Here is a 26,020-nt window from a genome sequence, read left to right as displayed (position 1 = left end):
GGATGCGGAACGGCAGGCCCAGGCCGAGGCCCGCGCCCGCGCCCGCGCAGCCCAGGACGCCCAGGCGGTGGCGCAGGCCCGCGCGGCAGCCGAGGCCCGCGCCCGTGCCCAGGCCGAAGCCGAGGCCCGCGCCGCCGCCGCCCGCCAGCAGCGCTATGCCCCGCCCGAGGCCGAGGAAGAACCCGAGGTCGCGGCCAATATCCCCGACGGCCGCACGCCGACCACGGCGGGCGTGGCCGCCACCGTCAAGGACGGCATCCAGATCAGCCGCACCCAGATCATCGGCACCATCGGCGCGGGCAAGGCCAGCCGCGCCCTGGTGCGCCTGTCGAATGGCCGCGTGCTGACCCTGCGGCTTGGCGACAAGATCAACGGCGGCACCATCACCGATATCGGCGACAGCCGCATCACCTTTGTCAAAGGGGGCAGGCCCCAGGCCCTGTCGGTGCTGGGCGGACGATAAGCCTGGTCCGCGAAACCGCGACATTGACGGCTAGGCCAGGATCACGGCGTTGACAAGGAACGACGGCACCGACTGCAACGAGGCGGCGCAGCCGCTGTCCGGGATGGTCACGCCGGATGTCTTGCCCGTCAGGCCCAGGGTCACGCTGCGATAGGAGACAGCGGCGTCAGTTCATGGCCCGGCCCATGAGCCCGGACAGGCCGCCAGGCGGTGGCCCCTGCTCAGCCGTCCAGCCTCTCGATGGTCCAGCCGTCCTTTTCCAGCAGGCGCAGCACGCCCCCCTCGCCCGGCAGGTGCAGCGCCCCGAATCCCGCGACGATCCCCTTGCCCTGCCGGGCGGCATCGCCGGCAGCTTGCGTCAAGGGGCCGATCCAGGCCCGGTTGCGCCCGTCCATCAACTGCCTCTGCGCCAGATCCATCTGCGCGTCGATCTGTTCGCGAGTCAGCCCCGAATTGCGATAGGCATCGAAGCGGCCGAATTCCCAGATCGCCCAGATGTCCCCCGCGAAATACGCATCCGTCAGCGTCACCGCGTAATCGTCCGCATAGGACGCGGTTGGCAACGCCGCGCGGACCATCTCGATTTCCTGCTGGGGCGTCAGGTCGCGGAACAGGGTAAAGACCGTATCCCAGGGTTCCAGCGCGCGGACCGGAACATCAAGGGCCTCGGCCCGGTCCACAAGGCGATGATCCAGCCCCTGGGGCCCGGATTCGGCCATCTGCTCCATCATGCAGGGGCTGATCCCCAGCATCATCGCCACATACCAGGGCCGCAGCTTCGAGGTGACGACGGCGGGCGTTCCCCGCTTGGCCATGGCGTCCGACAGCCGCCGCCAGTCCTTGTCGTCCAGGCGCTCGGGCAGCGTCGGCCCGGTCGCATCGACCATCAGCGCCGGATCGGCGGCAAGGGCCTCAGTCAGCTTCCGCTCTTCCTCGGGGCCCGCCTCGACAAGGACGGTGGCGGCATCCGCGATCATCGGCTCCAGCCGGGCCAGCATCGCGTCGTGGCGCGGATCGCCGAAATGATAGGTGCCGACCAGGGTCATCGACTGGTCGCCCTTGCTGGCGCGCCAGAGCAGCCCGCGATGATAGGGCACGCCCGAGACTGCCGCGTCGATCTGGGCGCGCTGGTCGGGGGTCATGATCTCGAACAGGTTGGTGCCCACGCATTCCGAGGCAGGGGCCGCCGCTGCCCAAAGCGTCAGGACTGCCGCCAGAACGATACGCATCTGATCCTTCCTTGCCGTTGACCGCCGCAAGGCTGGCACAGCCCCGCCCCCTTGGCCAGCCGTGCCATCACGATTTTGGCGATGCTGCGCCGTTGACAGGTCGGTTTCCTTGGCCTAGATCAGCGCCATTGGCACTCAATGCCGATGAGTGCCAACAACGAAACACTGCAACCTGAAACACGGAGTGTTCAACCATGGCATTCACACCGCTGCATGACCGCGTTCTGGTCCGCCGCGTCCAGTCGGACGAAAAGACCAAGGGCGGCCTGATCATCCCTGACAGCGCCAAGGAAAAGCCCGCCGAGGGCGAGGTCATCTCGACCGGCGAAGGCGCGCGCAAGGACTCGGGCGAACTGATCGCGCCCTCGGTCAAGGCGGGAGACCGCGTGCTGTTCGGCAAATGGTCGGGCACTGAAGTCACGATCGACGGCGAAGAGCTGCTGATCATGAAGGAAAGCGACATCCTGGGCGTCATCGCCTGATCCGCGTTCTTCCCCGATAAATTCAGGAGAATCAAATGGCTGCGAAAGAAGTCAAGTTTAACACGGATGCCCGTGACCGCATGCTGCGCGGCGTCAACATCCTGGCCGATGCTGTCAAGGTGACGCTGGGCCCGAAAGGCCGCAACGTCGTGATCGACAAGTCCTTCGGTGCGCCGCGCATCACCAAGGATGGCGTCTCGGTCGCCAAGGAAATCGAACTGTCCGACAAGTTCGAGAACATGGGCGCCCAGATGGTCCGCGAAGTTGCTTCGCGCACCAACGACGAAGCCGGTGACGGCACCACCACCGCCACGGTCCTGGCCCAGGCCATCGTGAAAGAAGGCATGAAGGCGGTCGCCGCCGGCATGAACCCGATGGATCTGAAGCGCGGCATCGACCTGGCCACGCTGAAAGTCGTCGAGGCCATCAAGGCCGCCTCGCGTCCCGTCACCGACAGCGACGAAGTCGCCCAGGTCGGCACGATCTCGGCCAACGGCGAGGCCAATATCGGCCGCTTCATCGCCGACGCGATGCAGAAGGTCGGCAACGAGGGTGTCATCACCGTCGAAGAGAACAAGGGGATGGAGACGGAAGTCGAAGTCGTCGAGGGCATGCAGTTCGACCGCGGCTATCTCTCGCCCTATTTCGTGACCAACCCCGACAAGATGATCGCGGATCTGGAAGACGCCTATATCCTGCTGCACGAGAAGAAGCTCTCGTCGCTGCAGCCGATGGTGCCGCTGCTGGAAGCCGTTATCCAGTCGGGCAAGCCGCTGGTGATCGTGGCCGAGGACGTCGAAGGCGAGGCCCTGGCCACGCTGGTCGTCAACAAGCTGCGCGGCGGTCTGAAGATCGCTGCCGTCAAGGCACCGGGTTTCGGCGATCGCCGCAAGGCCATGCTGCAGGACATCGCGATCCTGACCGGCGGTCAGGTCATCAGCGAAGACCTGGGCATGAAGCTGGAAAACGTCGGCATCGACATGCTGGGCCGCGCCAAGAAGGTCACGATCAACAAGGACAACACCACCATCGTCGATGGCGCCGGTGAAAAGTCCGAGATCGAAGCCCGCGTGTCGCAGATTCGCCAGCAGATCGAGGAAACCTCCTCGGACTACGACCGCGAGAAGCTGCAGGAGCGTGTGGCCAAGCTGGCGGGCGGCGTCGCCGTCATCCGCGTCGGCGGCATGACCGAGGTCGAAGTGAAAGAGCGCAAGGACCGTGTGGACGACGCGCTGAACGCGACCCGTGCGGCTGTTCAGGAAGGCGTGGTCGTCGGCGGCGGCGTAGCCCTGGTGCAGGCCGGCAAGGTGCTGGAAGGCCTGACGGCCGCCAACAGCGACCAGGAAGCCGGCATCGCCATCGTGCGCCGCGCGCTGGAAGCCCCGATGCGCCAGATCGCCGAGAACGCCGGCGTTGACGGTGCCGTGGTTGCCGGCAAGGTCCGCGAGTCCTCGGACAAGACCTTCGGTTTCAACGCCCAGACCGAGGAATATGGCGACATGTTCAAGTTCGGCGTCATCGACCCGGCCAAGGTCGTGCGCACCGCGCTGGAAGACGCGGCCTCGGTCGCCGGTCTGCTGATCACCACCGAAGCCATGATCGCCGAAAAGCCCGAGCCCAAGGCTGCGGGCGGCGGCATGCCCGACATGGGCGGCATGGGCGGGATGATGTAATCATCCCCGGCCTTTTGGCTGGAACGGGAAAGGGCGCCTTCGGGCGCCCTTTTTTCATTTGGGATCGTCCTCCTGCCGCAGATGGGTCAATTCCCGTTCCAGGAAGAACGAGATCAGCGAGCGGATCGCCACCAGCCCGCCCAGCAGCGTGATATTGTCAAGCGTCAGGTGCAGCATCGTGCGGATCAGGTCGGCAACGATCAGCACCTCGAGCCCCGACAGGATGTGGCGCCCCAAGGTCAGGCGGCCCAGGTTCAGACCGTGGCTGCGTTCATGGGCGTCGCGCTGCTTGATCCCGCCCGACACAAAGGCGCGGGCGAACTGGAGCAGGCCCAGCAGCAGGATCGCGATGGCGAACAGCTCGATCACGACCACCACCCACTCCAAGGCGGGCGTCAGCGGGCCAAGGTGATCGGAAAGCGAAAAGGTCTTGGTCTGTTCCATCCGTGCCTCCGGAGCCTGTCACAGGGGGACGATCCGCCTGCCCTCCCCTGCCTGACAGAACAAACGGCACCCCGAACGGTTCACCGCCTTCCGGAAGGCTCTCGGCGGACGAACGGAGCCATCCGCGAACGGGTCCAGCGCAGGGCCGAGGCGGTGTTGAGCCCGACCCTGTCGGTGCTTGGCGCCGGGTCAGGCCGGGGATCAGATGATCTTTCCCTCGACCCCCAGGGCGTTGCACAGCGCTCCGAAGCGGGCCTCGGCCACCTCGCCCATCAGCCTTCGGCCGGTGGCCGTCAGCTTCAGCACCAGTTGCTTCTTGTCGAAGGTCAGTCTGGCCGCATCGGCCGGATCATCAAGCGCCAGCATCGCGCCGAAGCGCATGGCCTTGCCCAGGACCTCGGCATCGTTGATCTCGGCATCGGTCAGCAGCTTGAACAGGGGCGCCATGGGCGAATTGGCGCGGCTGTTCTTGTAGCGGTGCAGCAGCGCAAGGCCCAGGAAGACGCGCTCGGGGTGGCTCAGCGCAGCCATGTTGGCGCGGGTCACGTTGTCGAAGCAGGCATCGGCGCGATAATCCGGGTGGGCGCGCCAGCTTGTGTCGTGCAGCAGGCAGGCGGCGCGGATCAGCCGGTCGCGTTCCGGAGGCACGTTTTGAAACACCGGTTGCAGGAACTGGTACAGCTTCTTGCCCGACCCCGGCATCCGGGCCATCTGGCGTTCGGTGAAGCGGGCGGCCTCGATCAGCGGGTCGCGCCTGCGCAGGCTGTCGGACATCTGCTCGTAAAGCAGCCCCTCGCGGATGCCATAGCTGGACACCGCAAGTTCGGCCGGCGCGAAGATCTCGGTCAGCTGCGCCAGCACCTGCGCGGCCAGCGGCACAAGTTCGATCCGCGAGGATGACAGCCCGGTCTGCGCCTTGAGCGCCCCCAGGTCACTGGCCCCGATCCAGGCGACCGTGTCGGCCACGGCCTTGGGCGTCATGCGGTATTCGTGCAAAACCGTCATCGGATAGGATGTGCGCTCCATGTCCAGCCGGGCAATGGCGCGCCAGGATCCGCCGACCAGGTAGATGCGCTCGTGATGGGTGCCCATGACCTTGGCCAGCCCGGCCATCACCTTCCTGATATGCTTGCGCAAGCCGTCCTTGCCGCCGCCCACCTGCTGCAACCGGAACGGCCCCAGTTGCGAGGTGATGCGCTTGCCGATCTGGCCATTCTCGACCTCGGCCAGTTCCATCGAGTTGCCGCCGATGTCGCAGACCAGCCCCTTGGCCTCGGGCCAGCCCAGCAGCACGCCCTGCGCGGACAGGCGGGCTTCTTCCTCTCCGTCGATGACATGCATCCTGATCCCGGTCTCGCGTTCGACACGGGCCTGGAATTCGGGGCCGTCCTCGGCCTCTCGCACGGCGGCGGTGGCCACGCAGGTCAGGGGGCCGATATCCATGCCCTTGGCAAGCGCCGCGAAGCGCTGAAGGGCGGCAAAGCCGCGCTCGACCCCCTCGGGGTTCAGGCGGCCGGTCTGGGCCATCCGGGCGCCCAGCCCGGCCATGACCTTCTCGTTGTAGAAATAGGCGGGCGAGCGGGCCGCGCCGTCAAAGACCACCATGCGGATCGAGTTGGACCCCACATCGACCACGCCCACGCGCGACAAGGCCCGCTTTGGCAATTTCCCGAACATCTTGCCGAAAGGCTCGACCTTCTCGCCGGTCGTGGTGCGTAGGCCGTTCATCGCCGCCTCTCCTGCTGCCGCATCGCGCTGTTAATGACCCGCCTTGACGGGTGCGTCAATCGTTCGAATGGGTCAGCGCCGGAACGTCGCCTGCCCCCGCCGTGCCCCGCCCGGACAGCGAGGGATGGTCCATGAAGAAGCGGTGACAGTTGAACAGGTCGTCGCGCCCTTCGGGCAGATAGCGCACGAACCGGCCATCTGGTTGCAACAACCAGCTTTGCGCCTCGTCCGCCATGTTGGCGGCCATGATCTGGCTGACGATCTGGGCCTTCACCGTGTCGTTCATGCATTCGACCAGCGTTTCGACCCGGCGGTTCAGGTTGCGGTCCATCCAGTCGGCCGAACTGATGAAGACCCGCGCCCGCTTGGACGGCAGGCCATAGCCATTGCCGAAGCAGACGATGCGCGAATGTTCCAGATAGCGGCCGACGATGGACTTGACGCGGATGTTCTCCGACAGGCCCCGGATGCCGGGCCGGATGCCGCAGATGCCGCGCACCACCAGGCTGATCTTCACGCCTGCGGCGCTTGCGGCATAAAGCGCGTCGATCACGTCCTTTTCGATCAGCGAGTTCATCTTGGCCCAGATCGCCGCCGGACGGCCCTGGCGGGCCAGTTCGGCCTCGCGCCCGATCAGCGATAATAGCCGGTCCTTGAGGTCGATGGGCGAGATGGACAGGTTTTCCAGCCCGGCGGGCTGCACATAGCCCGACAGGTAGTTGAAGACCTTTGTCGCGTCGCGGCCAAGCGCCGGATCGCAGGTGAACAGCGACAGGTCGGTATAGATGCGCGCGGTGATCGGGTGATAGTTGCCGGTCCCGTAATGGGTATAGGTGACCAGGTTGTCCCCTTCGCGCCGGACGACCGTGCTGATCTTGGCGTGCGTCTTGTAGTTCACGAAGCCATAGACGACATGCGCGCCCGCGCGTTCCAGCCGGCGGGACTGGCGGATGTTCGCGGCCTCGTCAAAGCGCGCCTTCAGTTCCACCAGGGCGGTGACGGACTTGCCGGATTCGGCGGCCTCGCACAGGGCATCGACGATGGGGCTGTCGCGGCTGGTGCGATACAGCGTCTGCTTGATCGCCAGAACGTCGGGGTCGCGCGCGGCCTGCGCCAGGAAGCGCACCACCATGTCGAAGGTCTCGTAGGGGTGGTGCAGCAGCATGTCCTTTTGCCCGATGGCCGCGAACATGTCGCCGTCGTGATCCTGCACCCTTTCCGGAATGCGCGGGGTAAAGGCGGGCCATTGCAGGTCGCGGCGGCCGTCCAGCACCAGTTCGGACAGGTCGGCCACCCCCAGCAGCCCCTCGACCTCGATCACCTCGTCGATGCCGACCTCCAACTCGTCCATGATCAGGCGGCGCAGGCGGTCCGGCGCCCCGCGCGTGATCTTCAGCCGGATGACGCTGCCGCGCCGGCGGCGTTTCAAGGCGGTCTCGAACTCGCGGACCAGATCCTCGGCCTCTTCCTCCACCTCCAGGTCGCTGTCGCGCAGCACGCGGAAGGCGCAATGGCCCACGTCGCGATAGCCGGGAAACAGGCTGGAAAGGTGCATCAGCAGCAGATCCTCCAGCCGGAAGAACCGCTCCCCGCCCGGCAAGGCGATGAAACGGTTCAGCTGCGCGGGGATCGGCAGCAGCGCCTGCATCTGCCGCCCGTCGGTTTCGCGCGCCAGCTCCAGCGCCAGCGAGAAGCCGGTGTTCGGAATGAAGGGGAAGGGATGCGCCGGGTCGATGGCCAGGGGCGACAGGACCGGAAAGACCTTGCGCTCGAAATGATCGTGCAGGAACTCCTCCTCGGCCCGGGTCAGGCGGGACCGGGACAGGATGAAGATGCCGGCCTCCTCCATCTCGCGGCGGATGCGGTTCCACACGCCCTGCTGCGCGCCCATCAGGCGGCGGGCGTCGGCATTGATCATCGACAACTGTTCCGCGGGCGTCAGCCCGTCGTCGGATGGCGTGGTGTTTCCCTCGCGCACCAGTTCGCGCAGGCCCGCCACGCGGACGGTGTAGAATTCGTCCAGGTTGGTCGCGCTGATCGACACGAAGCGCAGCCGTTCCAGCAGGGGCACGCGCGGGTTGCGCGCCTCGTCCAGGACGCGCCAGTTGAAGGACAGCCAGCTGATTTCCCGATTGAAGAAGCGCGAGCCATTCTGCGGCACACCCTCGGGCAAGTCCTGCGGTTCGGGAAAGGGGCTCCGGAGGAAATCTGCTTGCGTCATGGTCCTGACCTTGAGGGGCTGCGATTCATGTCTCGATTTCGGATAGACCGGCCAGCAGCTCGGCTGCAATGCGGCGCGTGATCGGGCGCTTGTCGGCCATCGCCTCGCGGTCCATCGCGGCGACAAGCTGGCGGGCAAGGCCCAGGTCGCGGGGCATGTGCAGGACCAGCCAGTCGATCAGGTCGGATGACACGGCCTGCTGGCGGTCCGCGAACAGCTTGACCAGCACGGCAGCCAGCAGGGATTCGTCGGGCGGCATCAGCCGGACCTGCGGCATCGCGTCCATGCGGCTTCGCAGGTCGGGCAGCACCAGCCCCCAATCGCGCGGCGGCGTGCGCGCCGTCAGCAGCAGCAGGCAGTCGCGCGGCGCGCAAAGGTTCCACAGGTGGAACAGCGCCTGTTCGGCCCCCGCCGCCCGGCCCGCGCGATCGGCATCCTCGATGACCAGGGCGCCGCCCTCGGTGGCAAGCCCGTCGGCCGCGTCGGGCCGCAGGGCCGCGGCCTTCATGCGGCGCGCGCCGTTCTCGGCCGCCCAGAAGGCGGCAAGATGCGACTTGCCCGCGCCTTCCGGCCCGATCAGCAGCATCCGGCCCTGGGGCCAGTCCTGCGGCGCATCCAGCGCGGCCAGCGCGTCCCTGTTTGCGGGCGCGGGCAGGAAATCGGCGCGGGAATGGGCGGGCGCCGTCGTCAGATCCAGGGTCAGCTGGCGAGAGATCACGGCCATCTATCCGCCGTCGGGATGCTTGCGGGCAATTTCCTCGCGCATGATCTCGATCTGGCCCTGGGCCCGGTTCTGGTCGGCGCGGATGCGCGCCTCGCGGATGGAATTGGCGACGGTGCCTTCGGGCACGATCTCGACCAGCATGGGCTGACCCGGATCGGGGGGCAGCGCCTGGCCGGTGAACAGCGCGCTTTCCTGATAGCGCTGCGTCAGGAACCGCCCGATCACGCCAAGCGCGGCGGCCAGCGGCACGGCCATGACCATGCCCACGAACCCGAACAGCGCGCCGAAGACCGACAAGGCCAGCAGCAGCCAGACCGGGTGCAGGCCCACGTGATGGCCGACGATCTTGGGCTGCAGATAATTGCCCTCGACGACCTGGCCGATGGCGAAGATCGCGATCACAAGCCCGATCCACAGCGGATCGCCCCAGAAGCTGAACAGCGCGACCCCGATGGCCGTGGCCCCGCCGATCAGCACGCCCACATACGGGATGAAGGACAGCAGTGCCGCCATGATGCCGATGAAGAAGCCGAAGGGCAGACCCACGACCATCAGCCCGATGGCATACCAGGTGCCCAGGATCAGCATCACCAGCCCCTGCCCGCGCACGAAGCCCGACAGCGCCTCGTCGATCTCGCGCGACAGGCGGCGCAGGGTCGGCGCGTGCTCGCGCGGCAGCAGCGTGTCCACCCGATCGACCAGGTGGTCCCAGTCCAGCAGCAGATAGAAGGCCACCACCGGCACGATCACCAGGATCGCGATGGCGCTGATGATGCCGCCCACGGAACTGAGCAGCCTTGACGCCACCGTCCCCATCTGCTCGCCCATGGCCGCGCCCAGATCCGTCAGGGCGGTGCCGATGTTGCCATTGGCGGGCAAAAGTTCGGGGAAGCGATTGGACAGGAACAGGCGGGCCTGTTCCAGCATCTCGGGCGCGGTCTCGATCAGCGAGGTCGCCTGCCGAAGCATGACCGGCACCGCCAGCAGCACCACCGCGGCAAAGGCCAGCACGGCCGCGACGGTGATCACCACCACCGACATGACCCGCGACAGGCCCGCGCGTTCCAGCCGGTCGGCGACCGGATCCAGCAGATAGGCCACGCCCGCGCCCAGGATGAAGGGCAGGATCGCATTGCCCAGCAGCCACATCGCCAGAAGCAGGGTCACCGCCGCCACGCCCCACCAGATCAGCTGCTTGTGTATGGGTATGCGCATGCTGCCTCCGGGCCGGTTTGTTCCTTGTCTGAACGGTCGCGGTCCGACTTGCAAGAACCCATGCCGGGCAAAGGGATCAGCGGGGTTCGACCAAGGTATATTCGTCGGCAAAGCGGGCCAAATAATCCAGCGTCGGCCCCGCTGCCCGCCATTGGCGAAGCAGGCTGCGCCCCAGCTCGCGGCGTGCGGGCCAATGGCGCCGGTCGGCCTCGGCGGGGCGCAGCGCATCGGGAAAATGCCGGGCCAGAAACGCGCCATAAGGCGCGCGCCACCGCATCGGCACGATCCCGGCCGAACGGTCCTGCCAGGGCTTTGCCGGACCGATGAAATGGACCAGGCAGGGGTCCGCCATCCCGGAAAGAAGGCTTGAGGCCCAGGTGAACTGCCAGTTCCACAAGGGGCTGATCTCGGCCCAGTCCCCGTGGAGCGTGCCGTTCAGCAGCGCCTGGTCGCGGCCCAGGCCCTTGAGGTGCTGGCGGGCAAAACCCGCGCAGCGCGCCGGCAGGTCCTGCGCAGCCCAGGCCGCGGTGTCGATCATCACCACGCCCGCATTGAAGTAGGGGGCCGCAGACCAGCCCAAGCGGCGAAAGTCGGGCACCCGCTTGGACGGGTTGCGCCATTGGCGGTTGTCGCGCACGGCGGCGACCGCGTGCCCGCGCATGTCGGCCGCCAGCAGCCGCGCGGGATCGCCGCGTTCATGCAGGATGTCGGCGTCCAGCACCAGGATGCGCCGGTAAACCCCCGCAAGGGCCGAGGCGAGGAACACGTCCATGTAGGTCGCAAGGCTGCGCCGGTCGTCCAGCGGCAAGGCGTCCTCGATCAGCGGCAGGCGCGCGGCGACATGGCCGATGCCCGCCGCGCGAAGGACATCGGGCAGGTCCAGCGGATCGGGCGATCCGATCAGCAGGTCGCAGGCCGGCGCGGCCCTGGCCATCTGCAGCGCCACGACGGCGGCATAGGGCAGGTAATTGCCATCGCAGGCGACGATGACGGCGCAATCGTGCCGCGGCGCCCAGCCGGGCAGGAAAACGCATTCGGACATCGGGTGCTCCCTTCTGGGTGAATCCTGGTTGCGGGGGCGGCCATCAGCCATCTTGCCCCGCCCGCCCGCTTTGCCATACACGAGGCGACAAACGAAGAAGGTATCCTCCATGCGTTTGTCGCGCTATTTCCTGCCCGTCCTGAAGGAAGAACCGAAAGAAGCGCAGATCGTCAGCCACCGGCTGATGCTGCGCGCCGGAATGATCAAGCAGCAGGCCGCAGGCATCTATTCCTGGCTGCCGCTGGGTTTCAAGGTGCTGAAACGCATCGAGCAGATCGTGCACGAGGAACAGGCCCGCGCGGGCCACATCCCCCTGCTGATGCCGACGCTGCAGCCCGCCGACCTGTGGCGCGAAAGCGGCCGCTATGACGATTATGGCGAGGAAATGCTGCGCATCAAGGACCGCCACAAGCGCGACCTGCTCTACGGTCCCACGAACGAGGAGATGATCACCGACATCTTCCGGTCCCATGTGAACAGCTACAAGGACCTGCCCCTGACGCTGTATCATGTCCAGTGGAAGTTCCGCGACGAGATCCGCCCCCGCTTCGGCGTGATGCGCGGCCGCGAGTTCCTGATGAAGGACGGCTACAACTTCGACCTGACCAAGGAAGCCGCGCTGCACGCCTATAACCGGCACCTGGTCAGCTATCTGCGGACCTATGAACGCATGGGCCTGCAGGCGATCCCGATGCGCGCGGACGGCGGGCCGATCGGCGGCGACTACACCCACGAATTCCTGGTGCTGGCCGAGACGGGCGAATCCGAGGTCTTCTATGACAGCCAGATCACCGACCTGACCTTCGGCGACCGGCAGATCGACTATGACAGCGTCGAGGAGTGTCAGGCCGTGCTGGAGGAGTTCACCAGCCGCTATGCCCGCACGGACGAGACGCATGACGAAGCGATCTTCGCCCAGGTCCCCGAGGAACGCCGTCGCACCGCGCGCGGGATCGAGGTCGGCCAGATCTTCTATTTCGGCACCAAGTATTCCGAAAGCATGGGGGCCACCGTCGTCGGCCCCGACGGGGCCCGCGTCCCGGTGGAGATGGGCAGCCACGGCATCGGCGTTTCCCGCCTGCTGGGCGCCATCATCGAGGCCAATCACGACGACAAGGGCATCATCTGGCCCGAGGGCGTGACCCCCTTCCATGTCGGCATCGTCAACCTGAAGCAGGGCGACAACTCCACCGACAGCGCCTGCGACGCGATCTATGCGGAACTCCAGGCGCGCGGCCTTGATCCGCTTTACGACGACCGCGACGACCGGGCGGGGGCCAAGTTCGCCACCATGGACCTGATCGGCCTGCCCTGGCGGATCACCGTCGGCCCGCGCGGGCTGGCGGCGAACAAGGTGGAACTGACCAACCGCCGCACCGGCGCGACCGAGGAGATGTCGCCCAAGGACGCCATCGCGCGGCTGGAACAGATCTATCAGCCCGTCCTGGGCCCGAAGGTGCAGGACAAATGATCGGGCTGCTGCGGCTGGCGGTGGCGGTGTGTTTCGCCGCCGCCCTGTCGCAGTTCCCGGCCTTCTCGGACCAGTATGTCCAGCGGCTTGGCGGGCAGGTCGATGCCCTGTCCCGCGTCGCTGCGGAATTCGACGCCAGCGCCCGGGCCGCCGGCCTGACCCGGGATCAGGCGCTGGCGGACCTGTCCGGCACCGCCTTCCGCGACGCCCATCAGGCGAACATGGCCCAGGTCTTTGCCCGGCTGGACCGGGCGCGCGCGGATCTGCAGATGCTGCGTCTTGCCGGGCCGCTGGAGCGGATGCTGCTGCCCCACCGGCTGCGCGACCCCGAAACCCTGGCTGCCACCTGGGGCGATTTCCGCCCCGCCGTTCCCGTGACTGCCGCGGGACTGTGGGCGGGGGGCATCGGATTGGCCCTGGGCTGGCTTCTGACCGCCCTGCCCGGCCTGTTCTTCCGGCGCAGGCAGGACCCCCTGGGTTGGCGCTGACCGCACGTCACCCGCCCGAAAAGTCAGGCTTTCTTGACGATATGATGCTTTTCTTTTAGCGGGACCGCTTCTAACGTGCCCCGCAGGACATTGTTCCAACTGGGAGACAATCATATGAAAAAACTTCTTCTGGCCACCGCAATGGGTGCGTTGATGGCCGGTGCGGCGGGCGCCGAGGAAATCAAGCTGGGGATGTCGCTGGGCTTCACCGGCCCGCTGGAGTCCATGGCCCCCGGCATGAAGTCCGGCGCCGAACTGGCCATGAAAGAGGTCAGCGATTCCAAGCTGCTGCTGGGCGGTTCCACCGTGGTGCCGGTGCAGGGGGATTCGACCTGCATCGACGCCGCCGCCGCGACCGCGACGGTGGAACGCCTGATCACGGCCGAGGGGGTCAAGGGCATCGTCGGCGGCATGTGCTCGGGCGAGGCGATCGCGTCGCTGCAGAACGTCGCCGTGCCCAATGGCATTGTGATGATCTCGCCCTCCGCCACCTCGCCCGCGCTGTCCACCATCGAGGATAACGGGCTGTTCTTCCGCACCTCGCCGTCCGACGCCCGCCAGGGCGAGGTGATGGCCGAGATCATGATGGAAAAAGGCATCAAGAACGCCGCCATCACCTATACCAACAACGATTACGGCAAGGGCCTGGCCGATGCCTTTGCCGCGTCCTTCCAGGAAAAGGGCGGCACCATCACGGTGAACGCCGCCCATGACGACGGCAAGGCCGACTATTCGGCCGAGGTCGCGGCACTGGCCGCCGCCGGCGGCGACGCGCTGGTGGTGGTGGGCTATGTGGACCAGGGCGGCTCGGGCGTGGTCCGCGCGGCGCTGGACACCGGCGCCTTCGACACCTTCGTCTTCCCGGACGGCATGGTGGGCCAGGCCCTGATCGACAACTTCGGCGAGGAAATCAACGGCAGCTTCGGCCAGAACCCGGCAGCCGAGGGCGAGGGCCGCGAGAAGTTCCTGGAAATGGCCAAGACCGCCGGCTTTGATGGCACCAGCGCCTATGCTGCCGAATCCTATGACGCCGCAGCCCTGATGCTGCTGTCGATGGCAGCCGCCAAGTCCAGCGATCCGAAGGTCTGGAAGGACAAGGTCATGGATGTCGCCAACGAACCGGGCGAGAAGATCATGCCGGGCGAACTGGCCAAGGGTCTGGAAATCCTGAATGGCGGCGGCGACATCGATTATGTGGGCGCCTCCTCCATCGAGATGGTGGGCAACGGCGAGACCGCGGGCGTGTATCGCGAGGTGGCCTTCGACAACGGCGAAATGACCGTCGTCGGCTATCGCTGACGCGAAACCTGTGCTACGGCCCGGCAGCCTTTCGGGGTTGCCGGGCCGTTTTTCATGATAGAAGCCGCTGAATGCGGTCACACTTCACCCATGGCGTGAGGACGGGGTACGAAGAATGATAAGGGTCGAGGACCTCCACCGGCATTTTGGCGGCTTCCGCGCCGTCGATGGTGCCAGCCTGACCATCGAGACAGGCTCGATCACCGGACTGATCGGCCCCAACGGGGCAGGCAAGTCCACGCTGTTCAACGTCATCGCGGGCGTTCTTCCGCCGACATCGGGCCGCGTCTTCATGGATGGCGAGGACATCACCGGCCTGCCGCCGCACGAACTGTTCCACAAGGGCCTGCTGCGGACCTTCCAGCTGGCGCATGAATTCTCGTCCATGACGGTGCGCGAGAACCTGATGATGGTGCCGGGCGCGCAATCGGGCGAGACGATCTGGAAGACCTGGTTCCAGCGCGGCCGGATCGAGCGCGAGGAAGCCGAGCTTCGCCGCCGCGCCGACGAGGTGCTGGATTTCCTGACCATCCGCCACCTGACCCATGAAAAGGCCGGCAACCTGTCGGGCGGCCAGAAGAAGCTGCTGGAACTGGGCCGCACCATGATGGTCGATGCCAAGGTGGTCTTCCTGGACGAAGTCGGCGCAGGCGTGAACCGCACCCTGCTGATGACCATCGCCGACGCGATCATCCGGCTGAACAGGGAACGCGGCTATACCTTCTGCGTGATCGAACACGACATGGATTTCATCGGCAAGCTGTGCGACCCGGTCATCGTCATGGCCGAGGGCAAGGTGCTGGCCAAGGGCAGCGCCGCCGACATCATGCAGAACGAGGCCGTGATCGAGGCCTATCTGGGCACCGGCCTGAAGAACAAGGACATGGTGGGCGCATGAGCGATCAGGACGCAGTCTTCGGCAAGCGGGGCAACCGCGACCGGTCGGTCGTGAACCCGGGCGGGCGCGGCAGCATCGACGGCACCCGCCGTTCTGGACCGGTCGGTCCGGGCCACGCGGGCGACCCCTTCCTGATCGGGGAAGGCATGACCGGCGGATACGGCAAGGGCGCGGATATCCTGCACGATTGCACCATCGCCGTGGAACAGGGCCAGATCGCCGTGATCGTCGGCCCGAACGGCGCGGGCAAGTCCACCGCCATGAAGGCGATCTTCGGGATGCTGAACCTGCGCAAGGGCAGCGTCAGGCTGAACGGGCGCGACATCACCGCGCTGAACCCCCAGGACCGCGTCAAGGCAGGCATGGGCTTCGTGCCGCAGGTCAACAACATCTTCCCGTCCATGACGGTCGAGGAAAACCTGGAGATGGGGGCCTATATCCGCAACGACGACATCCGCCGCACGATGGAGCAGGTCTACGAGCTGTTCCCTGCGGTGGCCGCCAAGCGCCGCCAGGCCGCGGGCGAACTGTCGGGCGGGCAGCGACAGCAGGTGGCCGTGGGACGCGCGCTGATGACCCAGCCGTCCGTCCTGATGCTGGACGAACCGACGGCGGGCGTCAGCCCCATCGTCATGGACGAGCTGTTCGACCGCATCATCGCCATCGCGCGCGGCGGGCTGCCGGTGCTGATGGTCGAACAGAATGCCAAGCAGGCGATGATGATCGCCGACAAGGCCTATGTGCTGGTGCAGGGCGCGAACGCCCATACCGGCACGGGCAAGGAACTGATGCAGAACGACGAGGTGCGCCGCACCTTCCTGGGGGGCTGAGCCTTGGATATCCTCAACGCCCTTGTGGCCTTCCTGAACTTCGTCTTCATCCCCGCGGCCGCCTATGGCGCGCAACTGGCGCTTGGCGCGCTCGGGGTGACGCTGATCTATGGCATCCTGCGGTTTTCCAACTTCGCCCATGGCGACAGCATGGCCTTTGGCACCGCCATCACCATCCTGGTGACCTGGGGGTTGCAGGCGCTTGGCGTATCGCTGGGGCCGCTGCCCACGGCGCTGCTGGCCCTGCCCGTGGGGATCGCCGCGACGGCGGTTCTGGTGCTGGCCACCGACCGCGCGGTCTATCGCTTCTACCGGGCGCAACGGGCGGCGCCGATCATCTTCGTCATGGCCTCGGTCGGCGTCATGTTCGTGATGAACGGGCTGACGCGCCTGCTGATCGGCGTGGACGAACAGCGCTTCGACGACGGGGCACGCTTCATCATAAACGTGCGCGACTTCCGCGAATGGACCGGCCTGTCCGAGGGGCTGGCCCTGCGGTCGACCCAGGCCCTGACCCTGGTCGTGACCGTGATCGTCTGCGCCGCGCTGTTCTGGTTCCTGAACCGGACGAAATCCGGCAAGGCGATGCGCGCCTATTCCGACAACGAGGATCTGGCCCTGCTGTCGGGCATCGATCCCGAAAAGGTCGTGCGCCTGACCTGGATCATCGCCGCCGCGCTGATGACCATCGCGGGCGTGCTCTACGGTCTGGACAAGTCCTTTCGTCCCTTCAACTATTTCCAGATCCTGCTGCCGATCTTCGCGGCCGCCATCGTGGGGGGCCTTGGCAACCCCGTCGGCGCCATCGCGGGCGGCTTCCTTGTCGCCTTTTCCGAGGTCGCCGTGACCTACCCTTGGGTCAAGGTCGCGGGCTACCTGTTCCCTGACTGGCAGCCGGGGGGACTGCTGCAACTGCTGGGCACCGAATACAAGTTCGCCGTCAGCTTCGTCATCCTGATCGTGGTCCTGCTGTTCCGCCCGACCGGGCTGTTCCGCGGCAAGTCGGTGTAAGGGAGGTTCGCCATGTCATCCAACCGTCAAGCCGCCTCTGCCAGCCCCTGGCGCGCGCCTGTCCTGTTCGCGATCCTTGCCATCCTGTTCGTGCTGGAAGGCACGGTCAGGAACGGCATGTTCTCGGGGTCCTGGAACACCTCTCTGGCGATCCTGAACATGGGCCTGATCTCGGCCATCACCGCGCTCGGCGTGAACATGCAATGGGGCTATGCGGGGCTGTTCAACACGGGCGTCGTGGGCTTCCTGGCGATCGGCGGCCTTGCCCCGGTGCTGGTGTCCCTGCCGCCGGTCGAAGGCGCCTGGTCGGCGGGCGGGCCGCGCCTGATCCTGTCGCTGCTGGTGGGCCTTGGCACGCTGGCGCTGGCGAAGATCGTCTATGCGCGCACCCGTCGCGCATGGTCGGTGGCCTTGGTCCTGCTGGTGGGCCTTGTCGCCTATCGCTGGCTGTTCGACCCCGCCGTCACCGCGATCGAGGCCAATGATTCCGCCCGCACCGGCAATATCGGCGGCCTGGGCCTGCCGGTCCTGCTGTCCTGGCTGGTGGGCGGCGCCTTTGCCGCCGCGGCCGCCTGGGCCGTGGGCAAGGTCGCGCTCGGGCTGCGCTCGGACTATCTGGCCATCGCCACGCTGGGCATCGGCGAGATCATCGTGGCCGTGCTGCGGAACGAGGACTGGCTGGCGCGCGGCGTCAAGAACGTCGCCGCCATCCCGCGCCCCGTCCCCTACGAGACCGACCTGCAGCAGAACCCGGCCTTCGCGGACTTTGCCGCCCGCTGGGGCTTCGGCGTGGCCGAGGCCTCGGGCATCTGGGTCAAGCTGTGCTACATGTCGCTGTTCCTGGTCGTGCTGCTGGCGATCATCCTGCTGGCGCAGCTGGCGCTGAACTCGCCCTGGGGCCGCATGATGCGCGCCATCCGCGACAACGAGACGGCTGCCGAGGCGATGGGCAAGGACGTCACTGCCCGGCACCTGCAGATCTTCGTCCTCGGATCAGCGGTGATCGGCATCGCGGGGGCCATGATGATCACGTTGGACGGGCTGATGGCCCCCACCAGCTTCAACCCGCTGCGCTATACCTTCCTGATCTGGGTCATGGTGATCGTGGGCGGGTCGGGAAACAACTGGGGCTCGGTCCTGGGCGCGGTGCTGATCTGGTTTTTGTGGATCAAGGCCGAGGTCTGGGGCCCGAACCTCATCGGCGTCCTGGTCGGCCCCCTGCCCGACGGCGACATCAAGGCGCATCTTCTGGGCAGCGCGCCGCACATGCGCTTCATCGCCATGGGGCTGGTACTGCTGCTGGTGCTGCGCTTCGCCCCAAGGGGGCTGGTGCCCGAAAAGTAAGAAAAAAGGGGCCGCAGGGCCCCTTTTTTCATCGGCAGTTGTCGCCCAGCACAACGCTGTAATAGGCCATGCCATCGGCGCCGACGGCATGGCCGCTGCCCACCTGCCGGCTGGACTGGCCCAGCATCTCGGTCCGCTGCGCCTCGCGCGCAAGCCAGTTCGCCACCGCATCCGCCGGGCTGCCGCCCCGCCAGACAAGCTGCACCACGCCGCAAGTCGGATAGCCGACGGCCCGCGCCCGGTCCACAACGCTGGATCCGTTCGAGCCTTCGACATCGACGCGGCCAAGCAGGGCCATGTCGCAGGCATGGCTTTGGGCGATCTGGGTCAGGTCGGGGGCGCTGTCCAGCAGGGTCTTGCCCTCGACCTCGCGCGCGGCGTTCACGGCGCCGTCCAGTTGCGCCGCGATCGCCGGGTCGCCCGCGCATTGGGTGGCCAGCGATTCCTCGGCCGGGGGAACGGCCGGCGTTTGCCAGGGCATGGCCGCGGGGATGCCCTGTTGGCAAGCGGCAAGGGCGGCCAGGCTGACGGCGGCGGCAAGGGTGCGGAAGACGGACATGGAAACCTCGGCTATTGACGCTGGGAACGCGGCCCCGACTGCAGCAGTTCCGGGCTGCAAATCCCTTGCGCGGCGGCATGGGCGCGCTTAAAGCGCATCCATGAACCAGCATCAACGCCTTCTGATCATCGACTTCGGCAGCCAGGTGACGCAGCTGATCGCGCGTCGCCTGCGGGAACTGAACGTCTATTGCGAAATCCACCCCTATAACCTGCTGACCGACGACATCCTGCGCGGGCTGGCCCCGAAGGCGGTGATCCTGTCGGGCGGGCCGGACAGCGTGACGCGCGAGGGCAGCCCCCGCGCTCCGCAGGCGGTCTTCGACCTGGGCGTGCCGGTCTTCGGCATCTGCTATGGCCAGCAGGTGATGATGGAACAGCTTGGCGGCCGGGTCGAGGCCGGGCACCACGCCGAATACGGCCGCGCCTTCATCGCCCCCGCCGAGGGTCACAAGGGCGACGGCATCTTCGCGGGCCTCTTCGACACGGGGCGCGAGGAAGTCTGGATGAGCCATGGCGACCGCGTGACCGCGCTGGCGCCGGGCTTCGAGGTCATCGGCACATCGCTGGGGGCGCCCTTCGCGATGATCGCGGATGAAGCGCGCCGCTTCTATGCCGTGCAGTTCCACCCCGAGGTGCATCACACCCCCCGCGGCCGCATCATGCTGGAAAACTTCGTCCGGATGGCGGGCTTTACCGGCGACTGGACCATGGCGGGCTATCGCGACGAGGCGATCCGCAAGATCCGCGAACAGGTGGGCGACAAGAAGGTCATCTGCGGGCTGTCGGGCGGCGTGGACAGTTCCGTCGCCGCCGTCCTGATCCACGAGGCGATCGGCGACCAGCTGACCTGCGTCTTCGTGGACCACGGGCTGCTGCGGCTGAACGAGGCCCAGGAAGTCGTGACCATGTTCCGCGACAACTACAACATTCCGCTGATCCACGCCGACGAATCCGAACTGTTTTTGGGCGCGCTGGAAGGCGTCAGCGACCCCGAGGTCAAGCGCAAGACCATCGGCCGGCTGTTCATCGACGTGTTCCAGCGTTACGCCAGCGGCATCGAAGGCGCCGAGTTCCTGGCCCAGGGCACGCTTTACCCCGACGTGATCGAAAGCGTCAGCTTCAGCGGCGGGCCGTCCGTCACGATCAAGTCGCACCACAATGTCGGCGGCTTGCCCGAGAAGATGGGCCTGAAGCTGGTCGAACCCCTGCGCGAACTGTTCAAGGACGAGGTCCGCGCGCTTGGCCGCGAACTGGGCCTGCCCGAGAAATTCATCGGCCGCCATCCCTTCCCCGGGCCCGGCCTTGCCATCCGCTGCCCCGGCGAGATCACGCGCGAAAAGCTGGACATTCTGCGCAAGGCGGATGCGGTCTTCATCGACCAGATCCGCAAGCACGGCCTTTACGACGAGATCTGGCAGGCCTTCGTGGCGATCCTGCCGGTCCGCACCGTGGGGGTGATGGGCGACGGGCGCACCTATGACTATGCCTGCGCCCTCCGGGCCGTCACCTCCGTGGACGGGATGACGGCGGACTACTATCCCTTCACCCATGATTTCCTAGGCGAAACCGCGACGCGCATCATCAACGAGGTCAAGGGCATCAACCGCTGCACCTATGACATCACCTCGAAGCCGCCGGGCACGATCGAGTGGGAGTGACGGCGCTCTTGTGCCACTGCGCGGCATAGTCCCGCAACGCCCCGGCATTGTCCGGCACAGGCCAGGCCATGGTGCGGGGCGTGAAGGCCGCGCCCAGGCACAGCAGCGCCGCCCCGACCGAGGTGCCGGTGCTTGATGCCGCGACCTCGACGCCTTCGGGGCGGAGCGCGGCCAGCATGTCCAGATAATCGGAGTTGCGGGCGAAAGGTCCCTCGATGATAGCGGGGCCGCGTGCGCCGATCAGGTCCAGGCAGGTCGCCGTCATCAGCGCCAGATACCAGGACAGCGCCACCATGCGCTGCCCGTCGGACGGATACGGGCCAAGCCATTCCATCGCGCGGCCCTTGAAAGGCCCCGACCCCGGCTCGACGGCAGGCAGGATCATCACCTCCTCGGCCAGCGCGCACTCGCGATCGGCCCGGGTGGGTGCCGCCATGCAACCCGCCCGGACCTGCTCGTATTCCCGCCCGCCCATGAAGCGGGCCGAGGGCACAGGCTGGCCAAGCGCATTCACGTTCACCAGCACGTCGCGCGCCGGATCGGGCGCGACCGCGTCGCCGCCCACGGCCATCGCCACGACCCATGTCCCGGTCGAGACCACCGCGAAGGGTGCCTGCCGCCCCAGGACATAGGGATAAAGCGAGGCATTGCTGTCATGGATGCCAACGGCTACCGGCGTGCCCGCCGGAATGCCGGTCTCGGCGGCGACCTGCGCGGTCAGCCCGCCCAGGATCTCATCCGAGCGGCGGGCGGGGGCGATGCGGCCCGCCAGCCCCAGCCTGTCCACTAGATCCGAAAACCGGCCCTGCCAGGGATCCCACAGGTCGGTATGGCAGCCAAGCGAGGTCACGTCGCTGGCAAGCTGGCCTGTCAGCCGCCAGCCCCAGTATTGCGGATAGGTGACGACATGCGCGATGCGGTCCCTCAGGCCCGGATCCGTGGCCAGCAGCCAATGCAGTTGCGCGCCCAGGTTCAGCCCCATCGGCAGGCGGGGCGATCCGGTGCGCGCGAAATCCGGCCGCAGCCTGTCATAGTCCGCCGCCAGCGCACCGGGTCCGGCATGTTCGTAGTCCAGCATCGGCGCGGCCACGCCCCCCTGGCCGTCCAGCAGGACCGCCGCCGCGCCATGCGTCGTGACCGAAATCGCGTCGATCCCGTGACGGGCATGGAACGCCGCCAGATGGTGCAGGAAGAACCGCCAGTGCCCCTCCAGGTCGGCATGGGGCCAGGGCGGACCGGGCAGCGGGCGGTTCGGGCGGGTGACAACGGCGATCTCGGCCAGGGTTTCGCCATCGACCAACGCCAGCTTGGCATTGGTCTTGCCGACGTCGATGACGGCCACATGCGTCATGGCAGGTGGAACATCGGCACCAGCGGCACCGCGACAGGTTCGTTGCCCGGATGGGTCTGCATGATGTCGGCCATGTGCGCCCACCATCGCTGCATGACTGGATGGGCGGGCAGGTCGTCCATGCGGTGATCGTCCGCCCGCCACAGCACGCCAAATAGCGCGTTGGTTTCCGGGTCCAGGTGGATCGAGTAGTCCCGCACCCCTGCCTCCTTCAGCAGCGCGACCAGTTCGGGCCAGATCGCGTCGTGGCGGCGGCGGTATTCCTCGGCCATGCCGGGGTTCAGCATCATGCGGAAGGCGTATTTCTGCATCATCGTTTCCGTGATTTTGCCCGGGCCATGGCCCACAGGCGCGGCACCGCGATCACCGCGATCAGCAGCGCGCCGACAACCACCGACATCACGATTCCCGGCACGTTCAGCAGGCCCAGGCCGAAGGTCACAAGCCCCATCACAAGGGCTGCCAGCACCACGCCGACGATGCTGCCCGACCCGCCCAGAATGCTGACCCCGCCAAGCACCACGATGGTGACGACTTCGAGTTCGAAGCCCGAGGCGATGGAGGGCCGCGTGGAGCCAAGGCGCGAGGTCAGGCAGATCGCGGCGATCCCGCTCATCAGCCCGGTCAGCAGGAACAGGATGAAGCGGACCCGGTCCACGCGGATGCCGGAAAACCGCGCTGCGACGCTGTTGTTGCCGATGGCATAAACGGTGCGGCCGAAGCTGGTGCGGTGCAGCAGCACGCCAAAGACCAGCGCGGCCAGCGTGAAGATCACCAGTTCGACCGTGATCACCCAGAAGACATAGCCCTGCCCGAACCAGGCGAAGCTGTCGGGGTATCCGGTAAAGGCCCCGTCGCCCAGAATGATGTAACTGATGCCGCGAAACAGGCTCATGGTGCCGATGGTCACGACGATGGAGGGCAGGCCGAAACGCGCGACCAGCATCCCGTTGAAGGCGCCGCAGGCCAGCCCCGTGCCCAGCCCCAGCAGGACCAGCACCGGGGTCGGCGCGCCCGCCGTCATCGCCACGCCCATGACCGTCGAGGCCAGGGCGATGATCGCCCCCACCGACAGGTCGATTTCCCCCGCGATGATCAGCATGGCCATGGCGAATGCGATCATCGCCTTTTCGGTGAAGTTGAAGCTTGCGTCCGACAGGTTCCAGGGATCGAGGAAATAGGGCGAGGCCCAGGCGTTCAGGACGAAGATCCCGATCGCCACGATGGCCAGCAGCGATTCCCAGCTTTTCAGGGCGCGGGCGGCGGGGCGGGTCAGCCGGTCGGGGATCTGGCGTTCGGAATGGCGAAGGGCCGTGCTCATTCTGCGGCCCCGGCTTGTCTCAGGATGATGCGGCCCGGCTCCCGCCGGCCCAGCGTGTTGAAGGCGATGGCGATCAGGATGGCGCTGCCGGAAATCGCCATCTGCCAGAAGGGCGATATGCCCACGACCGGCAGGGCGTTCTTGATGATGCCCAAAAACAGCGCGCCCATGACGGCGCCTGCGACCGTACCAGACCCGCCCGCGATGGCGATGCCGCCGATCACGCAGGCCGCGACCACGTCCAGTTCGAACCCGCCCGCGATATCGACATAGGCCACCGCATAGCGCGCGACCCACAGGTATCCGGTCAGCCCCGCCAGCGCGCCCGACAGGACGAATGCCGCAAACTGCGTGCGCCCGACCGAGATGCCCGCATAGACCGCCGCGTGGGGATTGCCGCCGACCGCATAGAAGGCGCGGCCCAGCGGCGTTCGGCTCAGCAGCAGCGCCACCCCTGCCACGCCGGCGATGCCGATCCAGGCCATGACGGGCAGGCCCCCCACCACGGCGCGGGGAAAGGCCTTGAACCCCTCGCTCATCTGGTGGGCGTTGATCCAGGCGCCGTCGGTCATCAGGAAGATCGTGCCGCGATAGATGGTCATCGTCCCCAGCGTCACGACGATGGAGGGGATGCCCAGCTTCCAGACCAGCAGGCCGTTCACCGCCCCAAGGGCCGCGCCAAGCACGGTCACCGCCAGCAGGATCAGCGGCAGCGGGACCCCTGCCCCGTTCATCAGCGCCGCGACCATGCCGCAAAGCGCAAGGTTCGCGGCCACCGACAGGTCGATGCACTTGGTCAGGATCACCGCCATCTGCCCAAGCGCCAGCAGGATCAGGGGCGAGGTATCGGTCAGCACGCGGGCCAGGTTCCCCGGCTCGACAAAGCCCGGAAAGCGGCTGGCGACCGCCGCCAGCAGGGCGGCGATGGCCAGCGCCAGGATCGTTTCGCGCGACTTGAGCAGGCTCATGCGGCTTTCCCCTGCGGCTGGCCGATGCCTGCGGCGGCGCGGACGAGGTTTTCGGGGGTCATCGCCTCGCCCTCGAACTCGGCGGCGATGCGGCCTTCGCGCATGACGATGACGCGGTCGGACATGCCCAGCACCTCGGGGATTTCGCTGCTGACCATGATGACAGCCAGTCCCTCGGCCGCGAGTTCGGACATGAAGTCGTGGACGGCGGCCTTGGACCCGATGTCGATGCCCTTGGTGGGCTCGTCCAGGATGATGATGCGCGGCTTCGTCGCCAGCCACTTGGCGATGACGACCTTCTGCTGGTTGCCCCCCGACAGCAGGCCCACGTCCTGATCCAGGCTTGCCGCGCGCAGATCCAGCCGCCGTGTGTATTCCCGGGCCAGCTTGAACTCTTCGGCCAGGCGCAGGAAGCCGTGGCGGCCCGTGCGGGACAGCGACGGCAGGGTGACGTTCTGGAAGATCGGCAAGCCCTTGACGGCGCCCTGCCGGCCGCGATCCTCGGGGACATAGACGATGCCCGCCTCGACCGCCTGCGCGGTGGACCGGATCACGCGGATCCCGTCGTCGATGCGGCAGGCCCCCTTGGAGGGGCGGGTGATGCCGAACAGGGCCTGCATCACCTCGCTGCGGCCCGCGCCGATCAGGCCGTAGAAGCCCAGGATCTCGCCCCGGCGCAGGGTGAAGGTGATGTCAGAGAACTCGGTCGGGTGGCAGTATCCGGCGACGGTCAGGACAGGTTCGCCGATCCGGGCCGGGCGCTTGGGATAGATCTGGTCGACCGAGCGGCCGACCATCATCTGCACCAGCTGGCCTTCGGTCACGTCGGCCATCGCGCCTTCACCGACGAACTGGCCGTCGCGGAAGACGGTCCAGCGGTCCGCGATGCGGAAGATCTCGTCGAACTTGTGGCTGATGAACAGGATCGCCTTGCCCTGGGCCTTCAGCTTTTCGACCAGCCCGTAAAGCTCGGCGATTTCCTTGTGGGACAGGGCGGCGGTCGGTTCGTCCATGATCACCACGCGGGCGTCGATGGACAGCGCCCGGGCGATGGCGACTAGGTGCTTGCTGGCGATGCCCAGGTCGCGCAGGCGCGTCGCGGGGTTCAGGTCGGCGCCGATGCCGTGCAGAATGGCGCGGGCGCGCTCGCGCATGGCGCGGCGGTCGATCAGGCCCCAGCGGGTGCGCGGCGCATGGCCGATGAAGATGTTCTCGGCCACCGTCATGTCGTCGAAGAGCACGGTTTCCTGGTGGATCGCGGTAACGCCCGCATGGCCCGCCGCCTGCGCTGTCGGAAAATGGACGGGCTGCCCATCCATCAGGATCTCGCCTTCGTCGGGCTGATGGATGCCGGTCAGCACCTTGACGATGGTGGACTTGCCCGCGCCGTTCTCGCCGATCAGCGCAGTGACCTGGCCGGGAAACAGATCCAGCCGGACGCCGCCAAGGGCGCGAACGCCGGGGAATGTCTTGACGATGCCGCGCAGGCTCAGCACCGGGGTGGCGCCGTCCTGTGGCCGGGGATCAGCCTGCATGGGTCATGTCCTTGGTGGGCCGCCCCGGACGCAACCGAGGCGGCATGATGCCAGATGTCGGGCC

At 67.0% G+C, this 26,020-nt stretch carries 23 protein-coding genes and 1 pseudogene; 11 read left to right on the top strand and 13 right to left on the bottom strand.

The window, feature by feature from the left end; genetic code table 11:
* Positions 1-463 (top strand): annotated as a pseudogene (locus tag OU682_RS16990) (hypothetical protein); the annotation flags it as partial.
* Positions 464-684: 221 nt separating this feature from the next.
* Here OU682_RS16990 and OU682_RS16985 read toward each other — a convergent pair.
* Positions 685-1,692 (bottom strand): TraB/GumN family protein, encoded by a 1,008-nt coding sequence (locus OU682_RS16985; protein ID WP_268943379.1) that lies wholly within the window; start codon positions 1,690-1,692, stop codon positions 685-687.
* Between the two features lie 194 nt (positions 1,693-1,886).
* Between OU682_RS16985 and OU682_RS16980 the strand changes: the two genes are divergently transcribed.
* Positions 1,887-2,174, top strand: coding sequence for a co-chaperone GroES (locus OU682_RS16980; RefSeq protein ID WP_089386456.1), 288 nt, complete (start codon positions 1,887-1,889; stop codon positions 2,172-2,174).
* 35 nt (positions 2,175-2,209) lie between these two features.
* The gene (groL, locus tag OU682_RS16975; protein ID WP_268943378.1) at positions 2,210-3,847 is read left to right on the top strand and encodes a chaperonin GroEL; all 1,638 of its coding nucleotides are present in this window, start codon (positions 2,210-2,212) and stop codon (positions 3,845-3,847) included.
* A gap of 54 nt (positions 3,848-3,901) precedes the next feature.
* Here groL and OU682_RS16970 read toward each other — a convergent pair whose 3' ends face one another.
* From OU682_RS16970 to OU682_RS16945, 6 genes are all read right to left on the bottom strand, one after another.
* Positions 3,902-4,291 carry a DUF1622 domain-containing protein gene (locus tag OU682_RS16970; RefSeq protein ID WP_268943377.1) on the bottom strand — a complete coding sequence of 130 codons (390 nt, stop codon included), beginning with the start codon at positions 4,289-4,291 and terminating at the stop codon, positions 3,902-3,904.
* 201 nt (positions 4,292-4,492) lie between these two features.
* On the bottom strand, positions 4,493-6,019 hold the full coding sequence (locus tag OU682_RS16965) for a Ppx/GppA family phosphatase (RefSeq protein WP_371832266.1): 1,527 nt from the start codon (positions 6,017-6,019) through the stop codon (positions 4,493-4,495).
* Between the two features lie 55 nt (positions 6,020-6,074).
* Positions 6,075-8,240, bottom strand: a complete 2,166-nt coding sequence (locus OU682_RS16960; protein WP_268943376.1) for an RNA degradosome polyphosphate kinase — start codon at positions 8,238-8,240, stop codon at positions 6,075-6,077.
* A gap of 25 nt (positions 8,241-8,265) precedes the next feature.
* On the bottom strand, positions 8,266-8,955 hold the full coding sequence (locus OU682_RS16955) for a P-loop NTPase family protein (RefSeq protein ID WP_442952615.1): 690 nt from the start codon (positions 8,953-8,955) through the stop codon (positions 8,266-8,268).
* A 9-nt stretch (positions 8,956-8,964) separates the two neighbouring features.
* Positions 8,965-10,179 carry an AI-2E family transporter gene (locus tag OU682_RS16950; RefSeq protein WP_268943374.1) on the bottom strand — a complete coding sequence of 405 codons (1,215 nt, stop codon included), beginning with the start codon at positions 10,177-10,179 and terminating at the stop codon, positions 8,965-8,967.
* Between the two features lie 76 nt (positions 10,180-10,255).
* A complete protein-coding gene (locus OU682_RS16945; protein ID WP_268943373.1) occupies positions 10,256-11,221 on the bottom strand; it encodes a glycosyltransferase family 8 protein in 966 nt (321 codons plus the stop codon).
* A 109-nt stretch (positions 11,222-11,330) separates the two neighbouring features.
* Between OU682_RS16945 and proS the strand changes: the two genes are divergently transcribed.
* The 7 genes from proS to OU682_RS16910 all read left to right on the top strand — a co-directional run bounded on the left by proS (position 11,331) and on the right by OU682_RS16910 (position 18,562).
* Positions 11,331-12,692 (top strand): proline--tRNA ligase, encoded by a 1,362-nt coding sequence (gene proS / locus OU682_RS16940; protein ID WP_268943372.1) that lies wholly within the window; start codon positions 11,331-11,333, stop codon positions 12,690-12,692.
* Positions 12,689-13,180, top strand: a complete 492-nt coding sequence (locus OU682_RS16935; RefSeq protein ID WP_268943371.1) for a DUF2937 family protein — start codon at positions 12,689-12,691, stop codon at positions 13,178-13,180. The genes proS and OU682_RS16935 overlap by 4 nt, the downstream gene beginning before the upstream one ends.
* Positions 13,181-13,294: 114 nt before the next feature.
* Positions 13,295-14,479, top strand: a complete 1,185-nt coding sequence (locus tag OU682_RS16930) for an ABC transporter substrate-binding protein (protein ID WP_268943370.1) — start codon at positions 13,295-13,297, stop codon at positions 14,477-14,479.
* Between the two features lie 115 nt (positions 14,480-14,594).
* On the top strand, positions 14,595-15,377 hold the full coding sequence (locus tag OU682_RS16925; protein ID WP_268943369.1) for an ABC transporter ATP-binding protein: 783 nt from the start codon (positions 14,595-14,597) through the stop codon (positions 15,375-15,377).
* Positions 15,374-16,207: an ABC transporter ATP-binding protein gene (locus OU682_RS16920; protein ID WP_268943368.1), complete on the top strand. Its 834-nt coding sequence runs from the start codon at positions 15,374-15,376 to the stop codon at positions 16,205-16,207. Before OU682_RS16925 ends, OU682_RS16920 begins: the two co-directional genes overlap by 4 nt.
* Before the next feature lie 3 nt (positions 16,208-16,210).
* Entirely contained in the window at positions 16,211-17,218 is a 1,008-nt protein-coding gene (locus tag OU682_RS16915; protein ID WP_268943367.1) for a branched-chain amino acid ABC transporter permease, read from the top strand.
* A 12-nt stretch (positions 17,219-17,230) separates the two neighbouring features.
* A complete protein-coding gene (locus OU682_RS16910; protein ID WP_268943365.1) occupies positions 17,231-18,562 on the top strand; it encodes a branched-chain amino acid ABC transporter permease in 1,332 nt (443 codons plus the stop codon).
* 28 nt (positions 18,563-18,590) lie between these two features.
* Here OU682_RS16910 and OU682_RS16905 read toward each other — a convergent pair whose 3' ends face one another.
* The gene (locus OU682_RS16905) at positions 18,591-19,121 is read right to left on the bottom strand and encodes a CAP domain-containing protein (RefSeq protein ID WP_268943364.1); all 531 of its coding nucleotides are present in this window, start codon (positions 19,119-19,121) and stop codon (positions 18,591-18,593) included.
* 100 nt (positions 19,122-19,221) lie between these two features.
* On the opposite strand from OU682_RS16905, the gene guaA reads away from it, so the two are divergent.
* Positions 19,222-20,781, top strand: coding sequence for a glutamine-hydrolyzing GMP synthase (gene guaA, locus OU682_RS16900; RefSeq protein ID WP_268943363.1), 1,560 nt, complete (start codon positions 19,222-19,224; stop codon positions 20,779-20,781).
* Here guaA and OU682_RS16895 read toward each other — a convergent pair.
* The 5 genes from OU682_RS16895 to OU682_RS16875 are packed head-to-tail and all read right to left on the bottom strand — an operon-like array spanning position 20,744 to position 25,956.
* Entirely contained in the window at positions 20,744-22,132 is a 1,389-nt protein-coding gene (locus OU682_RS16895) for an FGGY-family carbohydrate kinase (protein ID WP_268943362.1), read from the bottom strand. The two genes, guaA and OU682_RS16895, sit on opposite strands and share 38 nt — an antisense overlap.
* Positions 22,129-22,443, bottom strand: a complete 315-nt coding sequence (gene rhaM, locus OU682_RS16890) for an L-rhamnose mutarotase (RefSeq protein WP_268943361.1) — start codon at positions 22,441-22,443, stop codon at positions 22,129-22,131. Before rhaM ends, OU682_RS16895 begins: the two co-directional genes overlap by 4 nt.
* Positions 22,443-23,453, bottom strand: coding sequence for an ABC transporter permease (locus tag OU682_RS16885; RefSeq protein ID WP_268943360.1), 1,011 nt, complete (start codon positions 23,451-23,453; stop codon positions 22,443-22,445). The genes rhaM and OU682_RS16885 overlap by 1 nt, the downstream gene beginning before the upstream one ends.
* Positions 23,450-24,421 (bottom strand): ABC transporter permease, encoded by a 972-nt coding sequence (locus OU682_RS16880; RefSeq protein ID WP_268943359.1) that lies wholly within the window; start codon positions 24,419-24,421, stop codon positions 23,450-23,452. The genes OU682_RS16885 and OU682_RS16880 overlap by 4 nt, the downstream gene beginning before the upstream one ends.
* Positions 24,418-25,956 carry a sugar ABC transporter ATP-binding protein gene (locus OU682_RS16875; protein WP_268943357.1) on the bottom strand — a complete coding sequence of 513 codons (1,539 nt, stop codon included), beginning with the start codon at positions 25,954-25,956 and terminating at the stop codon, positions 24,418-24,420. Before OU682_RS16875 ends, OU682_RS16880 begins: the two co-directional genes overlap by 4 nt.
* Positions 25,957-26,020 lie beyond the last annotated feature (64 nt).

It is taken from the genome of Paracoccus benzoatiresistens (assembly GCF_026913015.1).
GTDB classification, from domain to species: Bacteria; Pseudomonadota; Alphaproteobacteria; order Rhodobacterales; family Rhodobacteraceae; genus Paracoccus; species Paracoccus benzoatiresistens.
Note: the sequence above shows the minus strand (reverse complement) of the source record. Positions and strands in the feature narration are given on the sequence as shown.